The organism is Candidatus Paracaedibacter symbiosus, assembly GCF_000757605.1.
Lineage (GTDB): Bacteria > Pseudomonadota > Alphaproteobacteria > Paracaedibacterales > Paracaedibacteraceae > Paracaedibacter_A > Paracaedibacter_A symbiosus.
On sequence record NZ_JQAK01000009.1, the window covers coordinates 11,673 to 13,002 of the forward strand.

The following is a 1,330-nucleotide window of genomic DNA, read 5'->3' on the forward strand; positions in this document are numbered from 1 at the left end:
CTTAGTCAAGATATCATTTACAATAATGCTTTATTGTTTATACACACCCAGTTAGAAGAAAATAATCCAACAGATATCATAGAAGGCCTAGATGAGGATCCAAGCTTTCTCAATAATCTCCCAGATTTACAACCTGATAAGTCACACCAAGAAGCAGCCTTTTTATCTTTGATGCTTCAGTACCAAGTTTTACGCTTAAACTATTATTATAGCCGCCTTTCTGAACTATTAGGATACATGGAAGATGCAAGCTTAAAAGCAATTGATATTAAAGACGTCATTGATGAAGCTCAAAATAACCCTTATGTGCTTTATTTTGCTTATAAGCACACACTCTTACCCCGTATTAATAAGGAAGAGTTGTTGAAAAGAGCAGCACAATCTTCCCTTAATATTATAAGCCTTAAAGCTCATTATCATTTGGGCAAGCTTTATGATACAGGAGATCAAAAGATAAAGAAGAATGTTGATGCCGCTCTTGATGGGTATCAAAAGGTAATCGAGCAGGCTGAAAGCTTTTCAAGCATGCATGGAAAGTGCCGGGTATTTGAAAGCACTCGGCAAGGAACTGTTGCCCGCCGGATGTATGCTAAAGCCCATCACAGACTGGGAATGTTAGACCTTACAGGAAGAACTTTAAAAGGCGTTGACTTTGAAAATGCTCTTGATCATTTTTTAGAAGCTTCTTTTTATGGGCATGCTAAAGCTCAAGCCTTCCTTGGCCTTTTACATTATTTAGAAGTTCCTGAGGTAACTTTTGGGGCACTTACCTACTATCATACTCAAGTATCCAATCATATTTATCATCCTCATTTAGAAAACTTGAATCGGGAATGGATAAAAAAGGAGAATTCTAAGTGGCGGCCTCATCCGGAAGAGTGGCAAAGAAAATGGGCTTTTTATTGGAGCCAAAGAGCGGCATTGCAAGGCAATAAGGATGGTTTCTTTCAATTAGGCATCCTGTGTGAACAAAGCTATGACAGCCCAAAGTTACAACAAGCGGCAAGGGACTATTATGAAGCTGCAGCTAGCAGAGGAAGTAATTCCGCAAAGGTAAAACTTCCCCATCTTTATCCTGGTTCTGAATTCACTGCCCAAGATAAAGAAATAATGAAATTCTGGTCAAGACTTCGAAAATTACCCCTTAATAAATTTTCTACCAAGAATACTACTTACATTAATGAATTGCTTTTAGGATACTTTTATGAAGTTGGATACCATGTAGAATCGTAATAACTTCGTATAGCATACATTATACGAAGTTATACGACCGAAAGCCATAAAATTAGTGATTTTGGATGGGAAAAACTTCCACTTTATGGGAGCTTTG

General features: G+C 37.6%; 1 protein-coding gene. It reads left to right on the plus strand.

Going from position 1 to position 1,330, the window contains the following annotated elements:
- A partial coding sequence (locus tag IG80_RS12825; RefSeq protein WP_032114101.1) for a tetratricopeptide repeat protein occupies nucleotides 1-1,233 on the plus strand: 1,233 nt, incomplete at its 5' end.
- Between the last annotated feature and the right edge of the window lie 97 nt (nucleotides 1,234-1,330).